This is a genomic window from Candidatus Glassbacteria bacterium (assembly GCA_019456185.1).
Taxonomy (GTDB): Bacteria; Gemmatimonadota; Glassbacteria; order GWA2-58-10; family GWA2-58-10; genus JAJRTS01.
The window spans coordinates 77,164-100,208 of the sequence record VRUH01000010.1 but is presented as its reverse complement, the minus strand read 5'-3'; the positions used below and the strand labels follow the sequence as shown (position 1 = coordinate 100,208).

22 protein-coding genes, 1 other RNA gene and 2 pseudogenes (1 of these 25 running past the window's edge) are annotated in these 23,045 nt (G+C 58.7%); 9 read left to right on the top strand and 16 right to left on the bottom strand.

Annotation, left to right across the window (positions count from 1 at the left end; all coding sequences use genetic code 11):
* From FVQ81_05950 to FVQ81_05935, 4 genes and pseudogenes are all read left to right on the top strand, one after another.
* Positions 1-399 (top strand): annotated as a pseudogene (locus FVQ81_05950) (DinB family protein); it begins 139 nt to the left of the window's first position.
* A gap of 132 nt (positions 400-531) precedes the next feature.
* A complete protein-coding gene (locus FVQ81_05945) occupies positions 532-1,347 on the top strand; it encodes a DUF1080 domain-containing protein (protein ID MBW7996107.1) in 816 nt (271 codons plus the stop codon).
* A gap of 19 nt (positions 1,348-1,366) precedes the next feature.
* Positions 1,367-2,275 carry an ROK family protein gene (locus tag FVQ81_05940; protein MBW7996106.1) on the top strand — a complete coding sequence of 303 codons (909 nt, stop codon included), beginning with the start codon at positions 1,367-1,369 and terminating at the stop codon, positions 2,273-2,275.
* 96 nt (positions 2,276-2,371) lie between these two features.
* Positions 2,372-2,989: a hypothetical protein gene (locus FVQ81_05935; protein ID MBW7996105.1), complete on the top strand. Its 618-nt coding sequence runs from the start codon at positions 2,372-2,374 to the stop codon at positions 2,987-2,989.
* 154 nt (positions 2,990-3,143) lie between these two features.
* Here FVQ81_05935 and FVQ81_05930 read toward each other — a convergent pair whose 3' ends face one another.
* A complete protein-coding gene (locus FVQ81_05930; GenBank protein MBW7996104.1) occupies positions 3,144-3,515 on the bottom strand; it encodes a hypothetical protein in 372 nt (123 codons plus the stop codon).
* Positions 3,516-3,641: 126 nt separating this feature from the next.
* Here FVQ81_05930 and FVQ81_05925 point away from each other — a divergent pair, with 126 nt between their 5' ends.
* A complete protein-coding gene (locus tag FVQ81_05925) occupies positions 3,642-3,866 on the top strand; it encodes a DUF4372 domain-containing protein (GenBank protein MBW7996103.1) in 225 nt (74 codons plus the stop codon).
* 3 nt (positions 3,867-3,869) lie between these two features.
* Complete coding sequence (locus tag FVQ81_05920) at positions 3,870-4,820, top strand: IS4 family transposase (GenBank protein MBW7996102.1); 951 nt, start codon at positions 3,870-3,872, stop codon at positions 4,818-4,820.
* A 363-nt stretch (positions 4,821-5,183) separates the two neighbouring features.
* Here FVQ81_05920 and FVQ81_05915 read toward each other — a convergent pair.
* From FVQ81_05915 to FVQ81_05860, 12 genes and pseudogenes are all read right to left on the bottom strand, one after another.
* Positions 5,184-5,285 (bottom strand): annotated as a pseudogene (locus FVQ81_05915) (NADH peroxidase).
* Positions 5,286-5,325: 40 nt separating this feature from the next.
* Positions 5,326-6,375: a redox-regulated ATPase YchF gene (ychF, locus tag FVQ81_05910; protein ID MBW7996101.1), complete on the bottom strand. Its 1,050-nt coding sequence runs from the start codon at positions 6,373-6,375 to the stop codon at positions 5,326-5,328.
* 141 nt (positions 6,376-6,516) lie between these two features.
* Positions 6,517-6,801, bottom strand: coding sequence for a twin-arginine translocase TatA/TatE family subunit (locus tag FVQ81_05905; protein MBW7996100.1), 285 nt, complete (start codon positions 6,799-6,801; stop codon positions 6,517-6,519).
* Positions 6,802-7,106: 305 nt separating this feature from the next.
* On the bottom strand, positions 7,107-8,357 hold the full coding sequence (locus FVQ81_05900) for a competence/damage-inducible protein A (protein MBW7996099.1): 1,251 nt from the start codon (positions 8,355-8,357) through the stop codon (positions 7,107-7,109).
* Entirely contained in the window at positions 8,348-8,794 is a 447-nt protein-coding gene (locus FVQ81_05895; GenBank protein MBW7996098.1) for a phosphatidylglycerophosphatase A, read from the bottom strand. Before FVQ81_05895 ends, FVQ81_05900 begins: the two co-directional genes overlap by 10 nt.
* Positions 8,791-9,468 (bottom strand): hypothetical protein, encoded by a 678-nt coding sequence (locus tag FVQ81_05890; protein ID MBW7996097.1) that lies wholly within the window; start codon positions 9,466-9,468, stop codon positions 8,791-8,793. The genes FVQ81_05895 and FVQ81_05890 overlap by 4 nt, the downstream gene beginning before the upstream one ends.
* Entirely contained in the window at positions 9,465-10,061 is a 597-nt protein-coding gene (gene recR / locus FVQ81_05885) for a recombination protein RecR (protein ID MBW7996096.1), read from the bottom strand. The genes FVQ81_05890 and recR overlap by 4 nt, the downstream gene beginning before the upstream one ends.
* A 10-nt stretch (positions 10,062-10,071) precedes the next feature.
* Positions 10,072-10,404 carry a YbaB/EbfC family nucleoid-associated protein gene (locus FVQ81_05880; protein MBW7996095.1) on the bottom strand — a complete coding sequence of 111 codons (333 nt, stop codon included), beginning with the start codon at positions 10,402-10,404 and terminating at the stop codon, positions 10,072-10,074.
* 65 nt (positions 10,405-10,469) lie between these two features.
* Complete coding sequence (gene dnaX / locus FVQ81_05875) at positions 10,470-12,185, bottom strand: DNA polymerase III subunit gamma/tau (GenBank protein MBW7996094.1); 1,716 nt, start codon at positions 12,183-12,185, stop codon at positions 10,470-10,472.
* A gap of 11 nt (positions 12,186-12,196) precedes the next feature.
* Positions 12,197-12,388, bottom strand: a complete 192-nt coding sequence (locus FVQ81_05870) for a hypothetical protein (GenBank protein ID MBW7996093.1) — start codon at positions 12,386-12,388, stop codon at positions 12,197-12,199.
* A 116-nt stretch (positions 12,389-12,504) separates the two neighbouring features.
* Entirely contained in the window at positions 12,505-13,983 is a 1,479-nt protein-coding gene (locus tag FVQ81_05865; protein ID MBW7996092.1) for an ADP-ribosylglycohydrolase family protein, read from the bottom strand.
* A gap of 44 nt (positions 13,984-14,027) precedes the next feature.
* Positions 14,028-15,107: a DUF5009 domain-containing protein gene (locus FVQ81_05860; protein MBW7996091.1), complete on the bottom strand. Its 1,080-nt coding sequence runs from the start codon at positions 15,105-15,107 to the stop codon at positions 14,028-14,030.
* A 375-nt stretch (positions 15,108-15,482) separates the two neighbouring features.
* Here FVQ81_05860 and FVQ81_05855 point away from each other — a divergent pair, with 375 nt between their 5' ends.
* The 3 genes from FVQ81_05855 (at position 15,483) to FVQ81_05845 (ending at position 20,583) form a co-directional block, all read left to right on the top strand.
* The gene (locus FVQ81_05855) at positions 15,483-18,290 is read left to right on the top strand and encodes an NAD(P)-binding protein (protein ID MBW7996090.1); all 2,808 of its coding nucleotides are present in this window, start codon (positions 15,483-15,485) and stop codon (positions 18,288-18,290) included.
* A gap of 279 nt (positions 18,291-18,569) precedes the next feature.
* Positions 18,570-19,733 carry a hypothetical protein gene (locus tag FVQ81_05850; GenBank protein ID MBW7996089.1) on the top strand — a complete coding sequence of 388 codons (1,164 nt, stop codon included), beginning with the start codon at positions 18,570-18,572 and terminating at the stop codon, positions 19,731-19,733.
* A 385-nt stretch (positions 19,734-20,118) separates the two neighbouring features.
* Positions 20,119-20,583, top strand: a complete 465-nt coding sequence (locus tag FVQ81_05845) for a YbaK/EbsC family protein (GenBank protein ID MBW7996088.1) — start codon at positions 20,119-20,121, stop codon at positions 20,581-20,583.
* A 71-nt stretch (positions 20,584-20,654) separates the two neighbouring features.
* Here the strand turns inward: FVQ81_05845 and FVQ81_05840 are convergent, their stop codons facing one another.
* From FVQ81_05840 to FVQ81_05830, 3 genes are all read right to left on the bottom strand, one after another.
* On the bottom strand, positions 20,655-21,659 hold the full coding sequence (locus tag FVQ81_05840; protein MBW7996087.1) for a multidrug DMT transporter permease: 1,005 nt from the start codon (positions 21,657-21,659) through the stop codon (positions 20,655-20,657).
* Between the two features lie 88 nt (positions 21,660-21,747).
* Positions 21,748-21,845, bottom strand: an RNA gene (gene ffs, locus FVQ81_05835) — signal recognition particle sRNA small type.
* A 104-nt stretch (positions 21,846-21,949) separates the two neighbouring features.
* The gene (locus FVQ81_05830; GenBank protein ID MBW7996086.1) at positions 21,950-22,870 is read right to left on the bottom strand and encodes a peptidoglycan DD-metalloendopeptidase family protein; all 921 of its coding nucleotides are present in this window, start codon (positions 22,868-22,870) and stop codon (positions 21,950-21,952) included.
* Between the last annotated feature and the right edge of the window lie 175 nt (positions 22,871-23,045).

Below are 23,045 nucleotides of genomic sequence, written 5' to 3'. Positions count from 1 at the left end.
ACCGGCCAGCTTCTCATGCACATCGCTGCCGCTTGCGGCCAGCCAATTCGCGGGTTTATCACCGGTGATTGGGGGATGCCTGAAGGCACGGATATTGAAGATTTATCCCCCGAGCTGATGCTGCCACCGGCAGAGAAGCTGCCGAGTCTAGGAAGTGTCAGGGAAGCAAAGGAGCTTCTGGCGAAAGATAAGCAACTGGCCCTCGATATGCTGGCTGAATGCGATGAGGACAAGCTGGCCGGCCAGACCGCCAGTGCGCCCTGGGACCCGACCGAGATGATCCTGGGTCATCGTTTCCTGCAGATGGTGGCTCACCTGAATCAGCACAAAACTCAACTGTTTTATTACCTTAAGTTGCAGGGTAAACCGGTTAATACGAGCCATCTCTGGGGAATGTAGGCCGGCTTCCCATAACTGAATAAGGACCATATAACCTCTTTTGGAAAAAGAGGGATTCAAGGGGTTTTAATCCGAGGCCTCGCCGCTTTTTCGCGAGCCAGTCCATCGACCGACATTTCGAGAAAGGCAGTCATGATGAGACCGTTGCGGAGTGTTGTCGCTGTCGTATGCGCGTTTGTTATTGCCGCCGCTGCCGCCTGCGGCCAAAGCCAGTCGCCGGAAAAAGAGCAGGAGCAGGCGCGGGAGTGGATCCAGTTGTTCAACGGACGGGACCTTTCGGGGTGGAAAGTGAAACTGGCCGGCAGCGAGCTGGGAGACAATTTCGGCAATACGTTCCGGGTGGAGGACGGCGTGATGAAAGTCGCCTACGACCGCTACGACAGTTTCGGCAACAGGTTCGGCCACATTTTCTACGACCGTCCGTTCTCGAACTACCTGATCCGCGTGGAATACCGGTTCGTGGGCGAACAGTGCCCCGCTGGCGAGAGCTGGGCGTTTCGCAACAGCGGGATCATGGTCCACTGCCAGAGCCCGGAGAGCATGAGGGTGGAGCAGAATTTCCCGGTCAGTGTCGAGGTCCAGCTCCTGGGCGGAGATGGTGTCAACGAACGGCAGACCGCCAATCTCTGCACGCCCGGCACCCACGTGGTGCTGGACGGCGAACTCTGGACCCAGCACTGCCTCAACTCCAGCAGCAAAACCTATCACGGTGACCAGTGGGTAACAGTGGAGGTGGAGGTACGCGGCAACGAGCTGATCCGGCACAAGGTCGACGGGCAGGTTGTGCTGGAGTATACCCGGCCCCAACTGGACGACAGCGACGAGGACGCGCGGCGGCTGCTGGAGGGCGGGAGCGCTCTGATGCTCGACGGCGGCTATATCTCGCTGCAGGCCGAGAGCCATCCGATCGAGTTCCGCACCGTGGAGTTGATGCTCCTTGCGGAGTAAGGGGAGTTGAAGAACGAACATGGGACATCAGACATCGAACAAGCTGCTCGGTGCTGTCGATCTGGGCGGTACAACAATAAGTTCCGCCCTTTTCTCCGCAGCCGGCGATATTCTCGATTCACGAACTGAAACTCCCACGCCGGTTAAGCTCGCTCCGGCAGAGCTGGTCGAGAGGATCGCGGACAATTTTCTGGCTACGGTCGAGGGCAACGGATGCAGGATCGGGAGCGTTTCCGGCCTTGGGATCGGAGTGCCGTCGACAATCCAGTACAAAAAGGGGTTGCTCGACGAATCGCCTAACCTGCCCACTGTGAAAGATTATCCTCTCGCCAGGAAGCTGGCCGGGCGTCTCGGCTTACCTGTTACCATGGAAAAGGACGCCAATTGTTTCCTGCTCGGCGAGATGCGCCATGGCGCGGCCGTGGGTTGCGCTGATTGCTGCGGGATCACACTGGGCACCGGCCTCGGCCTGGGCGTGGCAATCGACGGCCGTTTATTGCGTGGTTCAAATGACTGCGCCGGCGAAATCTGGACCGCGCCCTATCGGGACGGGATCCTCGAAGACCGGGTCTCCGGCACCGCATTGGCCGAGCAGTATTTTCGCGCGGGCGGAAATAAACTGACGGGCGCGGAGATCCACACCAGGGCCGCAGACGGTGAAGCTCTGGCCCGCGAGATTTTTGCGCAGATGGGAGAGGCGCTGGGTTTCGGCCTGGCCTATCTGGTGAACGTATTGAACCCGGAAATCGTTGTTGTCGGCGGCTCCGTGGCGCGGGCCTGGGATTTTTTCGCCGGACCCATGCACAAGACAGTCGACAAATACAAAGTAAAAAGAAATACCACAAAAATTGTTACTTCCAAGCTGGGTAATTTGTCTTGCTTGTATGGGGCGATAGCTCTACCATATCTGCGGGTGCTGGAGGACTGAACGGCGCTCTCGGCGTTGATCAAAGATACTTGCAAGGAACCAGCCTGTTGATAATTTCGTTTTGAGTGATAAACGGCAACTCGACCGGGAAGGCTGATGAGACTCGAACCGCTGCTTAAAAAAATCCATATCTACCTGGGCCTGATCCTGATCGTTCCCTTAATCATATTCGCTGTCAGCGGTTTTATTCTCAACCACCGCTGGCCGCTGTGGGAAACATGGGAGCAGCGCGTCGAGACTGTCGAGCAGATCGAGATCGAGGTCCCGCAGGCGGGGAACAGCGCGGAGAAAGCCAAGGCGATCCTGGCGCAACTGGGCCTGAAAGGCGAGATCAGCCTGTTCGTCCATGAGCCGGAGAACAACAAGCTCCGGGTCATGGCGCACCGGCCCGGCCACATTTACGATATCAACCTCGAGCTGGGCAGCGGCTCCGGCTCGTTGAAGCGGACCAGGACGGACGGCTGGTTCGTCCTGCGCGACCTCCACAAGCTGGCCGGTCTGCACAGCGGCCTGAAAGAGAAAAAAAACTGGGGCTGGACTCTGGTCTGGTCGGCGGTGATGGACCTCAGTGCGCTGGCCATGCTGGTGCTGGTTGCTACGGGAGCGTACCTGATGGTAAAACGCAACAGGAAGATCATCAGCTACGGTGTGCTGGTAATGGCGGCCGGCGGGGCGGTTTCGCTGTGGATCGTGTTGATGCTCTCGGTGTTCTGAGCCTTGCTCCGCTACCGGGCCGCATAAAAAAAGGCAGTCCATTTTTGGACTGCCTTTTTTTATTTCATTAGTTTTTTGATCGAATATAATTCTTCGTATCTTAACACCCCTTTGTCAAAGGGTGAATAAAAAATCACTTTTTGATAACTAAAACTCAAGCATAATCATTGGTGCCATATATATTAGCCGCTTGCTTTGCGGTATCTTTCACTTCAACACTGCATCTGCTCTTTTGGAACGCTTGGGCAAGTTTATAAGCGTAGCGCCCATTTGCATTATCTCCAAATCCTTCCTGACAAGAATAAAAATGTGCAAATCCACTCCAAGCCATTATAATTTTGCCAAGTGTATCTCCTCCACATTCTAGCATAAATTCCGATTGGCGATCAGATATTTTTTCTGCTAGTTCTTCTGTGGTAAGATTCTCGATAAAACATAGTATCTCTGGCCATTTTTTTTCGGCCGCTACGAAATAGTCAACTATGGAATGATTACCTTTTTTTAATTCTTCTATGATCATTTGCATCGTTTTATCCTTCCGTCTAAGTCAGTAGTGTCCGGTTAAAATAAAAACAAAGCGGGCTAAGCCCCCTTCTTATTAGATTTGGCTTGGAGGAGTCAAATACCAATAAAGAAATGGAGGATTAGCCCTATGAGAAGGAATACAGTATTTGGTCAGCTTATGCAACTTCTTTCTGGTCATGGTTTCAAGCAGAGTGTTGAGCGTTACACAGGCGACAGATACACCAAGAGTTTTAGCTGCTGGCAACAGCTTATAGTATTGCTTTACTCTCAGGCCAGGGGTTTGCAAAGCTTGCGGGATATAACGATCAGCCTGGGGAGCCAGCGCCGGAAGTGGTACCACCTTGGCCTGTAGAGCGTGGCCCGCAGCACACTGGCGGATGCCAACTGCAAGCGCAGTGCGGATATTTATAAGGATGTGTTTTACGAATTTCTGCGCAAATGTCAAAGCCTGGCTCCGGGCCATAAGTTCAGGTTCAAGAATCCGCTTTATTCAATGGATTCCACGCTGGTCAAGCTTTGTTTGTCGGCCTTTCCCTGGGCCAGTTACCGCAAGCGCAAAGGGGCCATGAAAATTCATACTCTGCTTGATCAAAACGGCTGTCTGCCTTCATTTATCACGCTCACAGATGGCAGATGCCATGACGTAAAAGTTGTTAAGGATCAAAGATATGGTTTTCCAAAGCTGCTACCGGACAGCATAATCACAGTGGACCGGGGATATTACGACTTCAACTGGTTCTACTCTCTCGAGTTAGACAGGGTATCCTTTATCACCAGGGCGAAACAGAACCTTAAATACGAAGTTACCGGACAGCAGGAAGTGCCTAAAAACAAAGGCGTAATCTCTGACCAGACTATACGCCTAACAGGCTACTATCAACAACAATACTATCCTGAAAAACTGAGGCTGATCACTTTCTACGACAGCAACAAGAAAAAAGAACTGGTCTTTATCACCAACAACTTCAAGCTGGCGGCTTCTACCATCGCAGAACTCTATAAACACCGCTGGCAGATAGAGTTATTCTTCAAATGGATCAAGCAAAACTTGAAAATCAAAACTTTCCTTGGAACCAGCGAAAATGCAGTGATGACTCAAATCTGGGCCGCGATGATTTATTATCTGCTGCTGGCCTTTATCAAGTTCCAGACCAGATATGCCTATTCCATGCACGAGCTGACACGTGTTATCGGAGAAACATTGATGGAACACGTTGATATCATTGAAGTTCTAAGAATGAAATTCGATAAACTTAAAATCCTAAAACCTAATCAACCTCAAATAGCTCTGTCCCTTAAATTTTAACCGGACAGTAGTGCGTCTAAGTATAAAACAAGGGTAGCTAAGAATATGACAAATAAAAACCCCCGGATCGTAACCCGGGGGAGCCCGGTGGCCCTAAGGCACAACCGGGGATGAAGAACTGTTATTAATATAATTATCGGAACCGTTTTTGTCAAATTTAGACAATATTCGTATTCACTCCACCAAATGTTATATTCTAGATGGCAGGTAATTTCAAATTATTTCAGTTAATAGATTGTGTCAATATTTATCATCTAGTTCTTAATATAAGCGAACGTAGTCAGCAGCATTACAGTGGCTCTATAGCAACAAAGAGGCAGGCCATTTGGCCAGCCTGTTTACTCGCCTGCCGTGACCTCACAGCTCCACGAACTTGTCTTTCGGCGCGCCGCAGTCGGGACAGATCTCCGGCGGCTCCTCGCCGTCGTAGCGATATCCGCAGATTACGCAGATCCAGGTCTTCATCGCCAGGCTCCCGTCGGGGGGTGGGGGGGAGTGCTCCGGCTCAGACGTTGAACCGGAAATTGATGATGTCTCCGTCCTGTACAACGTAATTCTTGCCCTCGAGTCGCAATTTTCCGCGCTCCTTGAGCTTGACCATGTCCCTGTCCACGATATAGTCGTCGTAGGCGGCCACCTCGGCGCGGATGAACCCGCGCTGGATATCGGTGTGGACCTTGCCCGCGGCCTCCACGGCCGGTGTGCCGGCCTTGATCGTCCAGGCTTTCACCTCGTCGTCGCCCACCGTGAAGAAACTGATCAGCTCCATCAGCCCGTATGCCGCGCGGATGAACTTGGGACGGGCTGGCTCGGATATCTCCATCGCCTCCAGGAACTCCTGCTGCTCATCGGGTTGAAGTTCCGCTATCTGCTGCTCGACACTCGCGCAGAAAGTGATCGTGTTGTCGAACTTTTCGCCCGCCCCGCGGTCGTCGTCCAGCGCGTCCTCGCCCGTGTTGACCAGGATCAGCCGCGGCTTGAGCGAGAGGAAGGTGAACCCGGTCAGCGCCCTGGCCTCCTCGCCGCCGAGGCCGATATCCCGCAGTGGCCGGCCGTCCTCCAGCGCGGCGCGGCATTTTTCCAGCAGCTCGTATTCCTTCGTGCCCTGCCTGGCTTCCTTGCCCAGGCGCTGCTGACGGTTTTCGACCACGATCAGGTCGGCCAGCTGAAGTTCCTCCTCGATCCCGGTGACGTCGGCCACGGGGTCTGGCCGCCCGCGGGGATTCGGGACGGTTTCGTCCTCGAACGCCCGCACCACGAACGCGAGCGCATCGAGCTGGCGCATCAGGCTCAAAGACTGCGAGTCGAACCCGCCGGAGCCGGAGTCGGCGCTGATCCCGGCGAAATCGGCGAAATTGATCTCGGCGTAGGTCGTTTTTTTCCGTTTGTATATCGCGCTCAACTCGTCGATCCGCACGTCCGGCACCTTGATCAGGCCGACATTGGCCTGCTTGCCAGCCGAGTGGAAACTGTCCGTGCGGGCGTGAAGGCCGGTGAGCGTGTTGAACACGGCTGTCTTGCCGGACAGCGGGTATCCGATCAGGCCAATTTTCATCGTGTCAGTCTTGTTCAGCGAAAAAGGAAGGGACGATAGGGCAAAAAAAACCGGGCCGGTGCCCGCGGGTATTTACCCGGCGGTCAGCGCGCGGCCCGGCGTTGAATCAAAAACACTATCACTGCAGGATACACAGCCGGCTCAGTCCTTGGTATGTTCCGGCGAACTGTCCTGGGGCGGCGACTCCTGGGTATACGAGTTGCTCTGCTGGCTCTGGCTCTGGTTCTGCGGCCGGGGCCTGGGACTGTCGTTTTCGAGATCGTCGGCGCTGGGAAGGTCTTCCTGAATATCCTTGATACTTTTTTTGAACATCTTGATACTCTTACCCAGCGATGAGCCGATTTCCGGCAGCCTCTTGGCGCCGAATAACAGCAGGACCAGGAAACCGATCAGGATCATTTCGCCGTAGCCTAAATTGGGCAGCATTTTCTTCCACCTCCATCGCCCGGACATCTCCAGTTGGCGTCGGGCAATCTTAGGGTATTTGATTCTATAACAAATTTCGACCGGGACTTAATACCAGCAATGTCAGCGATAAACCTGCCCGCCCTCATCGCCCCGGGTGCGCAACTAAACGTACCACTTTAGCTTCAGGAAGTAAAGGGATTTCACTCGACGGGTTCGATAACCAGGCCTCAGATCAGAGCTTCGCCGCTCACCGGGGTAAGGATGAGTTCCGGGGTCTCGTCGCCGATTTCCGCAACCAGAGTCAGCCGGCAGGGCTTGCTTGCTCAGCTTTCAGATAACCGCCTCAAAGCCCGCCACAACAACTCAGTGGCCTTGATTGTACTCCTGTGGCGAACTTGGCCGCGGCTGCCGTTGAACGCGCAGCGTTCGCAGCGTTGGCCGACAGGGGTCTCCAGCGCGATGAACACGGTGCCCACAGGCTTGTCCTCGGTTCCGCCGCCGGGCCCGGCTATTCCGGTTATCGCGACAGCCCACTGAGTGGCGAACTTCTCCGCCGCGCCCCGGGCCATCGCGATGGCCACCTGCTCGCTGACCGCCCCGTGCTGCTCGATCAGGCTACCGGGCACGCCCAGCAGGGTCTCTTTCGATTTGTTGGAGTAGGTAACCGCACCGCCGGCGAACCAGGTGCTGGCGCCGGGAATGTTGGTGAGAGTCTCCGCCAGCAGGCCGCCGGTGCAGCTTTCGGCCACGGCCAGGGTCTGGTTCCCGGCTGTCAGGTGCTCGGCGATCACCTCCCGGATATCTTTCTCCCCGGTGGCGTAGACGTGATCTGCCAGCACTCCGCGGACATGCCCGGCCACTTTCGCGACCACCTCGCCGTGTGCCGGCTTAACCTCGCCCGCCGCGGCCACGACAATGTCCACGAATCCGCCGTGAGGGTAGTAGTTGAGCAGTTCGCGCTCCTCCTCGGCCAGTTCCTCCTCGATCCGCTCGGCAATCGTGCTTTCGCCGATCCCGACAGTGCGCACCACGGCGGAGAACGGGGTCCCGGAGGTGTAGCGCTCGACCAGCCGGGGCAGCACTTCCTCGTCGATCAGGTGACTCATCTCGCGGGGCACGCCGGGCAATAAAACCAGCAGACGCCTGCCGTCACCCAGCATCAGCCCCGGCGCCGTGCCCTGGCTGTTGGGCAGCACCTCGGCGCCTTCGGGGACCTCGGCCTGGCCGTAGCTGCGTTTCGGCACCCCGTCGTAACCCAGCCGCCTGAAATAGCGCTCCAGCCGGTCGTAATACTTCTGGTCGAATACCAGCTTGCGGTTGAAAAATCTGCAGGCCGCCGGCTTGGTGACATCGTCGCGGGTGGGTCCCAGTCCGCCGGTGGCGATCACGATATCCGCCGTGTTGAAACATTCCTCCAGCGCCCGGCCGATCAGGCGTTCCCCGTCGGCGATCGTCCGTTCCTGCACCACGTTGAACCCGGCCGCGTAGAGCTTTCCCGCGATATAGGCCGCGTTGGTATTGACCGTGCGGCCCTTGAGTATTTCCGATCCCACCGAGAGGATCATCACATCCATCGCACCACTCCCCACAGAATCACGGCTCCCAGCGCGCCGGCCACCAGGTCATCGGCCATCACGCCCCAGCCGCCCGGCAGACTTTCGGCGTGGCGGGCGGGCGGCGGCTTGATTATGTCCAGCGTCCTGAAAATCAGGAACCCGATTGAAATTGTTGTGACGTTCAGCGGAACCAGGCAGAGGGTCAGCCACTGACCGGCTATCTCGTCGATCACCATCCGGCCGCTGTCGTGGCCCCAGAACCGTTCGGCCCGGTTGCAGGCGGCAACTCCGGCGGCGGCGGCGATAGCCGAAAGGCCCAGGGCCAGCGGGACTGACCAGAGATCGCGCAGCAGCCAGGCGGCGGCGGCGGCAAGAGCGCTGCCGGCGGTGCCCGGTGCCACGGGGCTGAAACCAGTACCCAGACCGGATGCGACCAGTTTGGTAAGAAAATTCATGAACGGGACTGTTTGGCCAACTGGGGCACGTTGCGGGCGATATACTCGATGGCCGAGGCTATCGACAAGCCCACCACCACCACGATTACCACCCAGTTCAGTTTGTAATGGAAGGAGTCGAACCAGGCGAACGCCCAGGCAGGGTAGTCGACGATCGTCCGGCTGTGCACCAGATGAACCAGCAACGAGCCGATAAAAAACATCTGGAACACGGTCTTGAACTTCGCCAGCCGGCTGGCGCTGAACACTTTCCCGGTCCACATCGAGTAATAGCGCAGCATGGTGATCAGCAGTTCGCGGCCCAACAGGATCACCAGGACCTCCAGGGTCACCATGCGGAACATCGGCACTTTGGTGCTGAGCATGTAAAACGGGACCAGCGTGGCCACCAGGAGCAGCTTGTCGGCGACCGGATCGACAAACTTGCCGAAAGTGGTGATAGTGCGGTGACTGCGGGCCAGTTTGCCGTCATAGACATCGGTCATTCCGGCGAACACGAACAGGTAATAGAGCAGCACGTAGTCGCCGTAGGAATCGGCCCGGAGAATCAGCCAGAACAGGACCGGTGCCAGCAGAATCCGCAGGACAGTGAGCGCATTGGGGAGGTGGCGCATCAGCGGGCTGCAATCCGGAGCTGTTTCCGGGGCAATCTGGTCGGGAGTCTGCGTGCTCACAGGTTGTGCCGTCCTTCCAGCGCCTGGCTGATCGTGAGCGAGTCCATGTATTCCAGGTGGCCTCCGGCGGGCAGGCCGCAGGCGATCCGGCTGATCCGTACCCGGTGACCGTTGAGCATCCGCTGGATATACAGGGCGGTTGCGTCTCCCTCCACACTGGGATTGGTAGCGACAATCAGCTCGCTGATCCTGGGTTTGCTGGTCTCTATCCGCTGCAGCAGCCGGTCGAGCGAGAGTTCATCCGGGCCGACACCATCCAGCGGGCTCAGCCGTCCGCCCAGAACGTGGTAGAGGCCACGGTAGCTGCCGCTGGTTTCGATAGCGCGGATATCGGCCGGCTCCTCGACCACGCAGACCACCTCGCGCTCACGGCGCTTGTCGCGGCAGATATCGCAGGGGTCTTCCTCGGTGATATTGCCGCAGGTCGGACAGAAAAAGACATTTTCCCGCAGCTGGCCGATAGACTCGGACAGCTGGCGGGCCTGCTCCTCGGGGCACTTGAGCAGGTGGTAGGCCAGCCTGCCCGCGGTTTTTTCGCCGATCCCCGGCAGGCGGCTCAGAGACTTGATCAGCTTTTCCAGGCTCCTGCTCATAATTCGTCCGTCAGCCGGTGAACAGGTTGTTGAAGATGCCCGGCAGCTGAACGTCGCCGGTCAGCTTGCGCATCTCCCGGCCCATCATCTCGCGGCTGTTCTCCAGCGCCTTGTTGACCGCGGCGCAGACCAGTTCCTCGAGCATTTCGACGTCTTTCGGGTCCACAACCTCCGTGTCGATCCTCAGTTCCAGCAGTTCCTGCCGCCCGTTGACCACCGCGTGCACCATCCCGCCGCCGGCCGAGGCCTCGACTTTCTTGTTCTCCAACTCGGCCTGGATCTGCTGAAACTGGCCCTGCATCTTCTGCGCCTGCTGTAAAATCTGCTTCAGGTTGTTCATCATGGCTGCCTCCCCCTTTGCGAGGGTGATTTGCCCGCACCGGCTGCATCGGGCGAACTTCCGGCGTGCTACTGGTCGAGCAGCTCCGGGTCGAAAAGTTCCTTGATTTTGCCCATCAGCGGGTTGGTCCGGCAGAGCTGCTCGAAACTCCCGGCCGACGGATTTTCCTGTGTGTCTTTTTTGTCGCCCGCTAGGTCCGTCGCGGGCCTGACCGTCTCGATCTCGACCGCCACCGAGTCCAGCCCGAAAGTGTCCCGCACACAATCAGCGATCAGCCTGCGGGTTTGTCTGTCTTTCAGCCTGGTAGCGCTGTACCCCTTGGCGGGAACTTCGAGTTTAAGCGTATTCCCTTCGAACGAGACCGCACTGGCCTCGCCGATCTGCGCCGCCAGTGTCTGTTTTCCCCTCCTGATCCGGGCCACCACCGCGCTCCAGTTGGACTGGATTGCTTCCAGGTCCACCGGCCCGTCGAGCTTGACCTCCTCGAGCCGCGGCGCTTCCTCCTGTTCCCCGGGTGGCCCAGGAGAGGGGGGCCCCGAGGGCTGGGCGGTCAGCCGGGGGCCGCCGGAGGGCGGGCTGCCGGTGGTGCGCGGCGGCTCAGTTAGCGTTCCGCTCTTTTTTTTTAGTTCGCCGGCTGCCGCAGCCGGCTGCGCACCGCTGTCGAGGCGGGTCAAAAGGTCGCTAATGTTAATACTTTTGTCCAGCATTGTCAAACGGACCAGCAGCAGTTCCAGCGAGATTTTCTGCTGGCCGCTGAACTTGAAAATTTCTTCGAACTGGAGGATCAGCTGCAGCGAGCGGACCAGGTCCTCGAGGGCGAACTTCTGTGCGCAGCCGCGGTAAGCGTTCACCTGCGAGCCGGGGATATCGACAGCCGAGGGGTCCTTTACGCCGAGACGGAAAATGATCAGGTTGCGGTAGTGGCGCGCCAGCTCGGCATAGAACTCTTCGAGGTCGACGCCGTTGCCGGCCAACTCGTCGGCGAACTCGACAGCGCCCAGGGTGTCGCGGGCCTCGATCAGGCCGCTCAGGCGCAGGAACAGGCCGGTGTCGAGCACGCCCAGTACCTGGGAGGCTTTCTCCACGGTGTAGTCCCCGTCGCAGAAAGCGATCACCTGGTCGGCCAGGCTGAGCGCATCGCGCATGGCGCCCTCGGCCTTGCGGGCCACCATCTCGACCACCTCGCGGTCCATCTTCACATCCTCGGCCTCGAAAACTTTTTCCAGCTGCCCGGCAATATCCGCGGTGGGCACCGCCTTGAAATCGAACCGCTGGCAGCGGCTGAGAATGGTAGGCGGGATCTTGTGCGGGGCGGTGGTGGCGAACATGAAAATCACGTGCGAGGGCGGCTCCTCCAGGGTTTTGAGCAGGGCGTTGAACGCCTCGGTGGTGAGCATGTGGACCTCGTCGATGATATACACCTTGTAGCGGCTGCTGCTGGGGACGTAGCCCACCCGCTCGCGGAGGTCGCGGATCTCGTCGATCCCACGGTTGCTGGCCCCGTCGATCTCCAGCACGTCCATCGAGTTGCCGGCCAGGATAGCGCGGCAACTGTCGCACTCGTTGCAGGGATCGGTGCCCTGACTGCCCGTACAGTTGACAGCCCGGGCCAGCAGGCGCGCGGTGGTGGTCTTGCCCACTCCGCGGGGCCCGCTGAACAGATAGCTGTGGCTGATCCTCTCGGCGGCAAGGGCGTTGACCAGCGTGCGGGTCACGTGCTCCTGGGCCACCACCTCGCCGAAGACAGTCGGTCTGTATTTTCTCGCAAGTACAAGGTAGCTCATAACTTGCCGCTTCAGTTCTCCGAAAGTAAGCTCCAGATTTCCGTTATCTTAAGATAGCGTCTGTCCGTTGCCGGTGCAATATCCTCACCGCTGCCCGCGCCGCCGTTGCCGTAGGGAGAGCGCATCAGCAGGGCCGGGAAGCGTCTCCTGGCGTCCGGGCGATAGATATTGGCCGGCAGCCGGACTCCGTCGCGCATCTCCACTGGAGAAGACAACCGGTCGGGCGCTGCATTCAAGCCTCAGGGCAAGACGGTACAAATAAAGAAGGGCGCGCACGCCGCCGCGCCCTTCGACTGTAAAGTTCGCGGACGGGTCTCTCTCAGCGATAAATCAGCAGTTGGTTCAACTGGGGAACCCCGCTGCCGCGCTGGCGGGTAATCTCGAGAGTATGTTGACCCGGCTCGAGGTCGTAGTACCAGAACAGCGGCGTACGGCGGTAACGGTACTCGCCCTCCAGGGTGAGAGTTTCGATCACCTCGCCGTCCACCTTGACCTGGCAGCGGGCCGCGCCCTCGTTGTTGAGCATCCGGCCGTCGATCACGAACCCGCGGCCCTCGAACTGCGTTGTCCATGATTTTTCCAACCGGTGACTGAGGCGCCGCCTGCTTGCCGGCTCCAGCCCCTCGAAGGCGACTTCGAGGGTTTCAGGGGCCTTGGGCTGCTGGACCTTGATCGTCCAGACTCCGCCCTGCACCTCGCCCCCGCCCTCGATCACCAGTTCCTCGGCCAGCCGCAGGTTAACCCGGTAGATATCGTTCAGGCTGTAGTCGGAGTAGCTGAACTTGAGGTCTTCCACCCGCTCGAGGCCGGCCAGCCACTCGGCCGGGATGTTGCCGAAGCCGATCATCGTGCCCAGCACACCGCCGGCGTTGGACGGGTTGCAGTCGGAGTCGAATCCGCAGCGGGTGGAGATATCCACAGTCTTGCCGAAATCTCCCTGGCCGTAGAGCAGACCGATCACGATATAGGCCCCGTTGACCACGGCATCGATATTGAACGGGAGCAGCGCACCGGCCGGACAGCCGACATCGTCCGTGTATTCCCGCTGGACCTGGAACCAGCACTCCTTCCAGTCGTCGGGGTAGTTGCGCCACCAGCCAAGGACGTCCTCGACACAGCGGCGGTAACGGCTGGCCTCGGGTAAATTCAACAGCGCCTTCTCCACCACGGTGACGATATCATTTTCGACGAACGCGTGGGCGTAGAGGGCCGAGACGAACACGCCGCCATAGACCCCGTCGCCGTAGTTCATGATATGTCCGATTTTCAGCGCGTAGTCCAGCGCGGTAGCAGGCATGCCGGGATTGATCAGGCCGATGAAGTCGCTCTCGATCTGGAAGTCGATATCATCGGCGTGCGGGTTGTTTTTCCAGTGCCCGCTGGCCGGCGGCATGATCCCGTTGAGGATATTCCAGCGGCCGGCCTGGTTGGCGTGCCAGAGAGTGAAGCCTGCGTTGGCGTACTTGAGCGCCATCTCGTTCACCGGCGCATCGAGGCCCTGTTCGGCGAGCACGGCCATGAACGCCAGGTCCATGTAGATATCGTCGTAGAGGCCGGGATGGTCGGTGTAGGCTTCGTACATCATCTCGCTGTCCCAGCGCAGGGGGACGTAGTCCTGGATCCAGGTCCCGTTCCAGCGGAACTCGGTGGGGCCGCCGTAGGTGCAGCCCACCACCTGGCCGACCCAGCCGCCCTTGATCTTGTCGAGCATCTGCTCGTCAGTCAGCTCCACCATCTGGGCGGCCGCCGCCAGCGGGCAGGCCAATGTCAAGACAGCCAGCAGCTTACCTAATCGCATATCTGCCGCTCCTTCCGGATACTTTTTTCATCGGCACGCTGAACTCAGCCGACCTTGAGGAAAATTTCGCGCTTGAACAGCCAGTAAACGAAATAACAGTGAATCGCCAGCACGAGCCAGGCCTGGAGGATGATCCCGATGTCGCCCATCGGTCCCAGGAACCCGTGGGTGAATACCCACAGCCAGCTGTCTATCGAGCCGCGCAGCATCTGGTAGAGTACGTAGATCGCAATCGAGTTCATGCCCACGACCTGGAAGATGAAACTCCAACGCCGCCAGTTCCTGATCTCGATCATCCAGTAGAAAACACCCAGCAGCAGGAACGCCCAGCCGCCGCTGAACAGGGTCCACGAGGCAGTCCAGATCCGCTTGACAACCGGAATCACCGGGTGCAGCGCCGTGCCGGCCGCGATCAGGCAGATCCCGGTGGCGAACATCCAGAGCACTTTCTTTTTCTCCGGGTTATCGCTGCGGATCATTTCGCCGGCCATGATTCCCAGGATCACCGTGGCGATTGAGCTGAACGCGTTGAAGCTCGTGTAGCCGCCGCCGTCGTAGCGGCCTAGCCAGGTGAAGTCGAGCCAGGCGGCGAAATTGGCGTTCTTGGCGTAGACATCGGCGCCCGGTCCCGGACCGAACTGGAACAGCAGGGCATGGACCGCCAGCACTCCCAGCGTGGCCAGCGCCTGCACTTTCCAGCCCCGTCCCAGGACGAAAAAGGCGAAGAAGTAGGCGATCGCGATCTGCTGCAGCACGGTGGTCAGGTTTATCTGGACGTCGTCCTTGTGCACGCAGACAATCGCCATGCCGACAACCAGCAGGGTGAGCGAGCGCTTGGCCACGTGCTTGAGCTGCGAGGTCCGGCTCTCGCCGCGGGAGGTGCGGATGGCGAAGGCGAAGGGCATCGCCACGCCGACAATGAAAATAAACGAGGGCTGAATCAGGTCCCAGAGCGTAAACCCCTCCCAGCGCACGTGACTGAACTGATGGGCCAGCCACTGCCAGCCCGGATCGTCAGCCAGCACGGCAAACCCGAAGCCCGCGCTGGCCATGAAAAACATCGTGAACCCTCGGTAAGCGTCCAGAGACAGCAGTCTTCCGCGCCTGGTCAGAGAAGTGCTCATCGTTCGGTCGGCTCCGGCTGATATAAGGAGGGAGACCGGACTCGATTGAGTCGGCGGTCTCAGTGGCGGCTTGGTTAAAAGTTCAGAGATATTGCTTCCGGCGCAAGGTTCTTGTAACAGGAGAGACTGTTATCGCCGGCGGCGAACATTTGCAACTTGAACACCATCGGCCGCAGGCTGCCCGTGATATTGAAAAAATTATAGCAGTCAGCGGCCAATGATTATATTTTTAGTTGTCAATTGCACGGTTCCGGGCTGGATTCGGGATTGCCAGCTGATGTGCCGCAGAGGGCGGCTTAGATAAGTCACTGTAACAATAGGGGTCTTAATTCCATTGATAACTACATAATCCACCGAAACGATAACTGATTCCTGATGCAAGGGGCGCAAATGCCACGCAAGTCTAATTTACCTCGCGGTGATATTCTCTATCTCAACCGCAGGCCTTTCGACGACGTTGATTTCGACATGCCGGTGGAAGTGAGCGGTGTCAGGTTCCGCAACCCGTTCTTTGTTTCGAGCGGACCGACCACGATGTATCTCTCGCAGCTCAAGCGGGCGGCGGAGTACGGCTGGGCGGGGGCAAGCTGCAAGCTCACTTTCGACCCTCCGCCATATATCAACCGGCGGCCGCGCTACGGCTGGGATCCCACCCAGCACCTGCTTTATTTTACCGCTGAAAAGCGGCTGAATTTCGACGAGGCCTGCCGGCTGATCGAGCAGGCGCGGAAAGAAATCCCGGATTTCGTACTCTTCTCCAACTTTACTTATTCGGAAGAGGGGGCCGAGGGCTGGGTGAACATGGCCAGGAAGTTCGAGGAGGCCGGGGCTTATATCAACGAATTGAACATGTGCTGTCCCAACATGTCGTTCAATGTCGAACTGGCCGAGGACCCCGAGAAAGCTATCCGTAAAACCGGGGCCAGCCAGGGCCAGGACCCCCAGGCGCTGCGGGCGATTATCTCCGCGATCAAGGAAGAGACGTCGATCCCCCTGTGCGTGAAACTTACCCCCGAGGGCAGCCGCCAGCACCTGATCGCCAAGATCTGTTTCGACGCCGGCGCGGACATGGTCTGCGGTGTCGGCAACCGCCTCGCGCTGACCCAGATCAGCAAGGACAAGCCGGGCCGGAGCGATATCTACCTGCAGAAAGAGCAGGGAATGTACTGCATGAACAGCAGCTGGCTCAAACCCCTGGCCCTGCGCGATGTCTACATGATGCGGCGGATGGTCGGCCCCGAGCCGACAATCCTCGGCACCGGCGGAGTGACCACCTGGCATGACGGGGTGGAGATGATCCAGGCCGGCGCCGACCTGGTGGGCGTGTGCGCGGCGACCATTCTATACGGGTTCGGCTATTTCCCCGAATTTTTCCGCGAGTTCCGCAATTACATGGAAAAACGGCAGGTGGAACATGCAGCCCAGATGCGCGACGAGGTTGTCTCATCGGTTACCGCCGCTCCCGAGCTGACCCTGCACGAGGGTTACGCCCGGCTGAAAGACAAGTATCTGGTCGCTCCCTGCGACTACGCCTGCCCGTTCCACGTCCCGGCCCAGGCCTATGTGCGGCTGGTGGCCCAGGAGCGGTTCAAGGAAGCTTACGAACAGATTACCAGCAAGAACCCGCTGCAGTCGGTGTGCGGCTATGTCTGCAACTTCCCCTGCGAGAGCGCCTGCACCCGGGGAGTCAAGGACGAACCGATCCGCATCCGGGCGATCAAGCGTTTCGTGATGGACATGGCCGAGGAGAAAGGCTGGCAGCCTACTGTGGTTCTGAGCGACAACAAGCACGGGACGAAAGTGGCGGTGATCGGCTCCGGCCCCTCCGGGTTGACTGCGGCCCACGAGTTGGCCAGGGCCGGTTACAAGGTCAAAGTGTTCGAGCGGGAGAAGAAGCTGGGCGGGATGCTGCGCTACGGTATCCCCGAGTTCCGTCTGCCGCGCAAGATCCTGGGCCTGGAAATCGACGCACTGAGGGCGCTCGGGATCGAGTTCGAGACGGAAAAGGCCCTGGGCGAGGATTTCACTATCGACGAGCTCAAGACCCGGGGATACGAGGGGTTCGTGCTGACATTCGGTACCCAGTCCGGCAACCGGCTGAACGTACCGGGCGAAAGCGAGGAACTCAAGCAGTACTACATGGCGCTCGAGTTCCTCAAGGAGCGCCAGCGCGGGGTCGACCTGCCGATCGGCGATACGGTGGTAGTTGTCGGCGGCGGTTTTACCGCGGTGGATGCCGTGCGGACCTGCGTGCGCCGCGGCGCGAAAAAGGTTTACATGCTCTACCGGCGCACCAAGGACGAGATGACCTCGATCCCCGAGGAAGTGTACGAGGCCGAGGAAGAGGGTGTGCGGGTGATGTACCTGGTCAGTCCGCTGGAGATCAAGCACGACAGCCGGAACAAGATCACCGGCATCCGCATGCGCAACAACGTACTGGGTATTGCCGGGGGTGACGACCGCCGTCCGCCGGAGGCCGTGGAAGAAGCCGAGTTCGATGTCAACTGCGACACGATTATCACCGCGATCAGCCAGCACGTTGATCTCGGGACCCGGGAGATGGGATTTGAGATGACCGACTGGGGAACTCTCAAGTACGACGAAAAAACCGGAGCGACTCAGGTCAATGAATTCGTTGTCGCGGGGGACGCCTCGATGGGACCGGCAACGGTAATCCGTTCGGTGGCCGAGGGCCACAACGCCGCGGTGACCCTGGATAAAAATTTGAAGGGCGGGCAGGCGTTCCTGGATTACATGCCTGAACTGCACCCGGTCGATCCGGAGGACGTAATCAACCGGAACCCGGATTTCAATCTCAAGCCCAAGGTGCCCGTAAGGCATGTGGGGAGCGATAAGCGGAAAGATAATTTCGAGCCCTACGAGTTCACCATGACCCGGGAGGAGGCGGTCGAGGAAGCGGAGCGCTGCCTGTTCTGCGGTTGCGGAGTGGGCTGCCAGATCTGCGAGGAGCTTTGCCTGACCCGCGCCTGGGATCACGAGGAGAGCTACGTGAAGATCTGCGCCGAGGATTGCGTTGCCTGCGGCATCTGTCTCTACCGCTGCCCCAACGACAATATCGACATGGTGGCAACCGAGTTGTCGCCGCAGAACTCGAGTCTGGCCGGAAAGCTCGAGATCATCACCGACCCGTCGAAAATCAAAACCTGGGAGATCAGCGAGTAGTTTTAACCGGTGGGCCGGCCCTGACCGATGCGATTTCAGTCAGGGCCGTTTTTTTACATTTTTGAACCAAAACGGAAAAGTTTAAACCTTTTAATTCTTTTCATAGTCACTGCCGTTTTAGCTGCCTTGGATTTGTTAAATTGTGTAACTAGTTCTCCCTTTTCGGGAATAATTTGATAATTATTTCGCACTTAGTGCCTGAGCGCCAAGCTGGAAATCAAAAGCTTCCAAACATACCCATATCCTCCGATGCGCTGAACCTGGAAAGGAGTGCGGCCGATGGATCGCAGAAAATTCGTGGGCAGGGGACTGCTGGCCGCCGGGGCCGTGTCGCTCTCCGGCGCAAACACTTATGCCAATGAGAGCTCGGGGCCGGAACAGGCCCGGCTGAAAATGAAATACCGTCAGCTTGGCCGTACTGGGATGGAGGTCAGCGAAGTTTGTTTCGGGACCTACGGCTGGCAGACCACCGCGGTGCTGGAGGCGGCGATCGGGGCTGGAGTAAATCTGGTCTGCACCTGCGCCGACTACCAGAGCGGCGCGGCCGAGCGTGCATTGGGTCCCGCCCTGGCCAAACACCGCGATAAAGTGTTCGTCCTGTCCGGGATCGACTGCATGCGCAACCCCGACGAGGAAACGATGCTCCGTCGGCTGGACGAGAGCCTGGAGGTGATGGGCCTGGACTACATGGACATCTATGTTCCGCACCAGGCCGATACGCTGGAAAATGTCACCAACCCGGCGATCCCCAGGGCGTTCGAAAAGATGGAAGCGGCCGGCAAGGCCAGATACCTGGGGATCTCCACTCACAGCGGGCAGCTGGAGCCGATGTTGAACAGGGCGATCGAGCTGGGCTACTACGACGTGATCCTCTGCCGCTACAACTTCATGGAGTATAAGAGCCAGATGGAACTTTTCCGTCGCGCGGCAGACAACGGCATCGGCGTGATCGTGTTCAAGGTTCGCGCCGGGGCCCGTGAGGCCGAGGTCAGGGAACTCGAGCAGCAGGGATTGGAACTCTACCAGGCCCGGGTGCGCTGGGCGCTGAGTAATCACGACGTGACCTCGGTTTGCGCCCATTTCAATAATTTCAGCGCAATCGACACGTTCCTCGAGACTCTCAACAAGAAGCTGTCATTGCATGACGCCGGGTTACTGGAACTTTACCGCCAGGCTTTCGACAGCACATACTGCCGCAACTGCGCGGCCTGTACCGCCGCCTGTCCCCACGGGGTAAACGTGGCGGATATCATGCGCTACAAGATGTATTTCAGCCAGTACGGGTTCGAGAAAGAAGCGATGGCCCGGTATGCGGCCCTGCCGGAAGCCCAGCGGTCCTCGCACTGCCGGAACTGCCAGGCGCCTTGCGAGAATCTCTGCCCCCACGGCCTGGACACCAGGGCGCAATTGATCGAGGCCGCGGGATTGCTGGAGATCGCTTAGTGGTCCGGGCTTCCGCGGGCGGGCGGCGCGCGCATAAATGCGCGCAACCGAGCGGTTGCCGGTGCGCAAGCACCGGCGCCGCCCGCCCGGCCCGGAGATTTCGCTTCTCATTCTATCATTCGCCTGCTTGAATTTTTTCCTCTCCATGCCTATGATTACTCAGGGACCGTAATCCAACTCCGATTGATCAGCCGGCATTGCGGTACAGGCTTACCACTGCAGCAGATTTGTTACCAGAGCGCCGAGAAGGGGCAGGCCTCGGAAATGTCTTTTGCACATCCGGCACTTCTTCGGATACTGCCGGTAATTGTACCCTGCAGATCCGTAACCACGCGGTCTCACCAGCCGGACGACTGTGTCCAGGCATACTGGAAGGAGTTAACCCATGACTATCGCCGCTAAAGTCCGGGAGTTCATGGAGCAGAATGATGTCGACTACGAAGTAATCCCGCACGCGGTTACTTACACCGCCCAGGAGACCGCGGCCAGCGTGCACAGGCCCGGACGGGAGGTGGTCAAGCCGGTGCTGCTTACCGATGGCGAGGAGTATGCACTGGCAGTTGTGGATGCTCCCCACCAGGTGGACCTCGACAGTTTCGCCCGGGCATCCGGCATGGAGGGCGCGGTGCTGGCCGATGAAGCCGCCATGCGGGAGCTGTTCCCCGACTGTGAACCGGGAGCCATGCCGCCGTTCGGAAATCTCTACGGTATCAAGGTGTTCTGCGACAAGCATCTGGAGAAAGACGACACGATCACATTCAACGCCTGCACCCATCACGAGGCGGTGAGAATGAAGTGGGAGGATTTCAAGCGGCTGGTCAAGCCGGTGATGGTGGAAATCTTTGCCTGAGGGCGGGATGGTGTGGTCGGGTCAAAGGCCGCCCGGGAGCGCGAATTTCCGGGCGGCCTTTTTTGTAGGTTTTATCCCCCGGCGGTCCGGGCATAGACTATCAGGGTAAGCCCCACGACGTAACAGACAAACATCGCCGCCAGCAGTTTGCCGGTACCTTTCGATGCGCCGGCGAACTCCTTCCAGATAAAGACGCCCCATAATGCCGCAACCATCGTGGCGCCCTGGCCCAGGCCGTAGCTGATCGCGAACCCCGCCTGGCCGCTGGCGATAATACTGAAACTCATCCCGAGGTTCCAGATCAGGCCGCCCATGATACCGGTCAGGTGCACTCCGGCACTGCCCCGGAAATAATCACCCATTTTCACCGGCTCTCCGGCAAACGGGAATTTCATCGCCAGGGTGTTCCAGAGGAAATTACTGGCGAACAGGCCGAGCGAGAAGAAGAACACTGCGGTGTAGGGCGTAAGCATACCGTCTGCCGGCGAGGCGAAATCGGTCGCCATCGATGCGGCCACCCAGCGGTAGAAAAAGCCCATCAGCACACCCGCGGCCACCGACAGGGCAAGTCCCTTGAACCCGCCGCCGGCGCCGGCGCCGGACCGCCGGTACGCGGCCGCGTCGAGCAGGATCGCCAGCGCCACCACACCCACGCCGAGAAACAGCATCGACGGATCGCCCTCGGGCTTGACCGTGTAACTGGTTATCACCCCGATAACCAGCGCCAGGCCCACTCCCACCGGAAACGCCACGGCCATTCCGGCCATGGATATCGCCGCCACCAGCAGGATATTTGACAGGTTGAAAATCACGCCCCCCAGCACGGCCGAGCCGATCGCTCCCGAGCCGGCCTGGGCGATATCGGCCAGAAACGGACGGCCCTGCGCGCCTGTGCTGCCCAGAGTCAGGCCCAGGAGAGCCGAGAATATCAGCACGCCCAGGGCGTAATCCCAGTAGAACAGCTCGAAGCGCCAGTGACGGCCGGCGAGTTTCTGCGTGTTGGCCCAGGAGCCCCAGCAGAGCATGGTGATGATGCACATGAAAATGGCGGTGGAGTAGGAATCGACAATGAACATCTGCGCGTGCTCCGCGGTTCGGGTTGAGGGATACGGAACTAAGCGTCAGGGAGAGATGATCTGCAACTGGCCCGGCGGATGGAAAAAAATGTCCCAGGCTTCCCACAGCGACAAACGCTACAAGCATACCGCTGCTACCTTCCGGTCCTGACGGGGTTAGCGAGCTTTTGTCCTGTGGACCTGGGACGCTTCTAAAATAAGGGAATGCCGCGTGTGTTGTCAAGGCGCACTTCGCCCCCGGTCTGCAAAGCGGGTCAGCACGATCTGGTAAATGAAGGGGAGTGCCGGGCTCAGGGGACGTAGTTGTCCAGGATGAAATTCATCGGGTCGCGCGCCCGTCCGTCCAGGTAAACTTCGTAATGGAGGTTGGGTCCGGTGGTGATCCCGCTTTGTCCCACCAGTGCGATAAGGTCTCCGCGCTTGACCTGCTGGCCGTTACGCACCTTGGCCTTGGAGCAGTGAGCGAAACGTGTCAGCAGCCCGTAGCCGTGGTCGATAGCCACTGTCAAGCCGTAGCCGATCTGCTGCTTGACCATAATCACTTTCCCGTCGGCCGGGGCGATAATCGGCTCACCCTTGGCGCAGGAAATATCGATGCCGTTGTGGTACTGGGAGACATGGTAGATCGGGTGGCTGCGCTTGCCGAAATAGCTGGAGATGTATCCCCTGGTGGGCATGATCGAGGGGTAGTGCGTCCACTTTTCCCGGCTCTCCTCGATACTGGCGATCGCTTCCTCGAGACTCTGCTGGATCAGCGCCGACTTACGCAGCAGCACGTCCACCTGCTCGTCCTGGCTGTAAAGACGACGGGCCAGCGACGGTTTGATCTCCAGCAACTCCTCGCGGGCGCCCATGAACGTACCGCCGATACCCACTTCGCGGATTTCCTCGTCAAGCAAGTCGAGCCCGGCGATACTGCGGAATCGCTGGTTTTCCTCCATCAGCCCGGAAACCTGCGCGTCCATCTTCTCGATCTTGCCTTCCACGTCCTGCAGTTTCTGGGTCAATATCCCGTTTTCGCGCTGCAGGTTGAGATAGCGCAGATAATCGAAATTTTTACTGGACGAGGTGACGATCAGGTAGGAGACACCGGCTCCTACGCCGATAACGAACAGCATCAGACTGAGGGCAATAAACCTGGAGATTTTGAACCTGTGCGGCTGGAACTCGTTATGGGGGACTACGAGAACAGTCCAGTCTTTCAGGCGCATGTGCAGTCTCCGTAAAAGGCGGGGAAAACACTGGGGCGCAATAAAACCCCGATGCTTCCAAATACTAATGAACCTGGCGCGGCGTGTCAAGTAAATTCACGTAATTATTTTGCGGTGTATTTTGCGCAATTGCACGTTATCAGCAGAGCTGGTTTAATCGTGAATTTCAATATAA